1 protein-coding gene is annotated in these 3,920 nt (G+C 67.1%); it reads left to right on the top strand.

Translation table 11 applies throughout. The features are described 5' to 3' along the window. Positions 1-206: 206 nt before the first annotated feature. The gene (smc, locus tag DBR22_RS22530) at positions 207-3,815 is read left to right on the top strand and encodes a chromosome segregation protein SMC (RefSeq protein WP_181365299.1); all 3,609 of its coding nucleotides are present in this window, start codon (positions 207-209) and stop codon (positions 3,813-3,815) included. The last annotated feature ends 105 nt before the right edge of the window (positions 3,816-3,920 follow it).

A 3,920-nucleotide genomic window follows, 5' to 3' on the forward strand; every position in this document is an offset into this window, starting at 1 on the left:
CAGTTTATGAACCGTTCCTCGCATACCTGCCCGGTCTGCCAGCCCCGTCCCCGCAACGGACGCTTCTAGGCGGTCCGCCATGCCCGGGTTGCCGCACCCCGGTGGCAGTCTGTGGACAGGCGCCCGCAAATCCGCGCAATGCCGCCCTGACCCAGTAGATTTGGGGCAGCAGAAACAGCTCAGCCACTCAGGAGATCCGAAACACCTTGCACCTCAAGAGCCTGACCGTCCGGGGGTTCAAGTCGTTCGCGTCCGCCACGACCTTCGACTTTGAGCCAGGCGTCACAGCCGTGGTGGGTCCCAACGGCTCGGGCAAGTCCAACGTCGTGGACGCGCTCGCCTGGGTGATGGGTGAGCAGGGAGCCAAGACACTCCGTGGCGGCAAGATGGAAGACGTCATTTTCGCCGGAACCTCGGGGCGTCCACCCCTGGGCCGGGCCCACGTCTCGCTGACCATCGACAACACCGACGGCGCGCTCCCCATCGAATACAGCGAGGTCACCATCTCGCGGACCCTGTTCCGCACCGGTGGCTCCGAATACGCCATCAACGGCGCCGGCTGCCGGCTCCTGGACATCCAGGAACTGCTCTCCGATTCCGGGCTGGGCCGGGAGATGCACGTCATTGTGGGCCAGGGCCAGTTGGACAAGGTCCTGCACGCCACCCCCGAGGACCGCCGAGGTTTCATCGAGGAAGCCGCCGGAATCCTCAAGCACCGCCGCCGCAAGGAAAAGACGGTCCGCAAACTTGAAGCCATGCAGGCCAACCTCCAGCGGCTCAACGATCTGACCGGCGAAATCAGGCGCCAGCTCACCCCGTTGGGCAAGCAGGCCGAGGTGGCACGCCGGGCCCAACGCGTCCAGTTCGACGTCCGGGATGCCCGCGCCCGGCTCCTGGCCGATGACCTCGTCAGTCTTCAGAGCTCGCTTGACCAGGATGTGGCGGATGAGAAGGCACTCAAGGCGCGCAGGCTCGTTGTGGAGCAGGAACTCGAAGCCGGACGCAGACGGCTCGCGGCACTCGAGCACCTGGCGGCCGAGGCGACCCCCAGGCTCAATGCCGCGCGGGATACCTGGTACCGGCTTTCAGCATCACGCGAACGTCTTCGCTCCCTCGGATCCCTGGCCCAGGAACGCAGCCGGCTTCTCGGCTCAGTGGACGCGGAGCCGCACACCGGACGGGACCCGGACCAGCTGGAACGCCAGGCAGCACGGGTCCGGGACGAGGTGACGGACCTCGAACGCCACATCCGTGACAAAGCCAGCGCCCTGGAAGCAGCAACCGCAGCCAGGACGGCGGCCGAGCAGGCATCCCAGGCTGAAGAGAAACGGCTGACGGCGGTCCTCCGCGCCGCGGCCGACCGTCGTGAAGGACTCGCCAGGCTTGCGGGCCAGGTGGGCGCTGCGCGGTCCCGCGTGGAGTCGGCCCAGGCCGAGCTTGGCAGACTGCGGGACTCCCTGGCCTCCGGCACGGAACGCAGGCGGCAGGCGCAGTCCGAATTCACCGCGCTTGAGACACAGGTAGCCGGTGTTGAGGAAGGCGAAGAAAGCCTCGACGCCGAGTACGAGGAAGCAAGCGCGGAACTGGACGCAGCCATCCAGGAGATTGCCGGCCTCAACGCGGCGCAAGCGGAGGCCATGCGCGAACGTGACGCGCTCGCGGCACGCCGTGATGCGCTGCAGCTTGGACTGAACCGCAAAGACGGCGCAGCCCATGCACTCAACGCCGGACTGGCCGGAGTGACCGGCACGCTGGCGGCAGAGCTGAGCGTTGAAGCCGGCTTTGAAACGGCCATAGCTGCGGCGTTGGGTGAGGCTTCCGAAGCCATCTTTGTAGAAGACCCGGAGGCGGCTGCGGGTGTGCTGCGGCTTTTGAAAGCCGACGACGCCGGCCGCGCCGCGCTGCTCCTGAAATCCGCCGCGCAGCCCTCGACGCCTGCCCCGAACCCGGCGCCGGCCGACAAGCTGCCGCGTGAACTGCCCGCCGGAACACAGTATGCTGCCGGGCTCGTGAGCGCGTCTGCCGCAACCATGCATGCTGTCACATCGCTCCTGGCCGGGATCGTTGTCGTCGATGAACTGGTAGCCGCAGCCCGCCTCGTCGCGGCGAATCCGGAACTGACCGCCGTCACCCGGGCGGGGGATATTTTTACGGCTTTGACAATCACCGGCGGGTCCGCCAAGACGCCGTCACTGCTGGAGGTTCAGGCCGCCGTCGACGACGCCGAGTCCCGCCTTCGCAGCGTCACGGCCGGCCTGGAACGGAACAGGTTTGCGCTGGCCGGCGCCACGCTCAGGCGGACAGATGCACAGAACCGGGCTGACGCCGCTTTGGACCGGCTGCACGATTCCGATGCCCGGCTCGCGGCAGTCGCAGAGCGGTTGGGTCACCTGAATTCGGTCCTCCGCAGCGCTGTGGGGGAGAGCGACAGGCTTGCCGCATCCCTTGCCAAAGCCGAGGCCAATGTGATCACCGAGGAGGAGGCACTCGCCGCCGTCGCCTCCCGGCTGGCCGCTGCGCAGGAGACGCCCGCCGAAGCGGAACCGTCCACAGACCACCGCGATGCCCTGGCGCTGGCCGCCTCGCAGGCGCGTTCGGCCGAGATGGAGGCCAGGCTCACGCTCCGCAGCGCCGAGGAGCAACTGACCGCCACCCGCAACCGTGCCGTGTCCTTGGAACGCGCGGCGGCCACCGAACGCCGGGCCCGGGAAGAAGCAGCGGAGCGTGCCCGTCGCCGCCGCAGCCAGGCCAGGCGTGCAGCCGCAGTGTCAGCTGCTGTGGCGCTTGCAACGCGGTTCATCGACGTTTCAGTGGGGCTCGCCGCCCAGGAACGCGACCTCGCCGAGGAGAACAGGGAGCAGCGGGACCGCGGACTCCTCGAAGCCCGGACTGCCACCGCGGCCCTGGCCGCTGAGCTGGCCGAGCTGACAGACTCTGTCCACCGTGACGAACTTGCCCGCGCCCAACAAAAGGCACGGATCGAAGCCCTGGAAACCCGGTCCATCGACGAACTCGGCATCACCGCCGACGTCCTCGTGGCCGACTACGGTCCGGATGTACCTGTGCCCGTGCCGGCAGGGGAAAGCACCGACAAATGGGCCGCGTTGCGGGCTCCCGTAGATGACGAAGGCGCCCCCGTCATAGAGGGAAAGCCCTTTGTCCGCGTGGAGCAGGAGAAACGCCTCCGGAAGGCCGAGCGCGACCTGTCCAGCCTGGGCCGGGTCAACCCGCTTGCCTTGGAGGAGTTCGCCGCGCTGGAGGAACGGCACCAGTTCCTGAGCACCCAGCTGGAGGACCTGAAGGCCAGCCGCAAGGACCTGCTGGACATCATCAAAGAAGTGGATGACCGCGTGCAGCGCGTTTTTACTGAGGCCTTCGACGACACACAGGCGCAGTTTGTCCGGGTCTTTGCCCGGCTCTTTCCCGGCGGCGAAGGCCGCCTCGTCCTCACCGATCCTTCGGACATGCTCACGACGGGAATTGAGGTCGAGGCGCGGCCTGCAGGCAAGAAGATCAAGCGGCTCTCACTCCTGTCCGGCGGCGAACGCTCCCTGACGGCCGTCGCACTGCTGGTGGCCATCTTCAAAGCCCGGCCCTCGCCGTTCTACGTCATGGACGAGGTGGAAGCCGCCCTGGATGACACCAACCTCAGCCGGCTCATCACGATCTTCGAAGAGCTCCGGGAGTCCAGCCAACTCATTGTGATCACGCACCAAAAGCGGACCATGGAAGTTGCTGACGCGCTGTATGGGGTGACGATGCGGGGAGACGGTGTGTCCACCGTTATCAGCCAGCGGCTGGGTGCGGACGTATAGCGTTCGCGCAGGCCGCGGGCCCCGAACGGCTGCCCCGTTTGTGAGAAGCTAGGGGAGTGAATGACATCCTCCCCATTATTCTGTCCATTGTTGCTGCCCTGGCGG

Source organism: Arthrobacter sp. HMWF013, assembly GCF_003061105.1.
GTDB lineage: Bacteria > Actinomycetota > Actinomycetes > Actinomycetales > Micrococcaceae > Arthrobacter.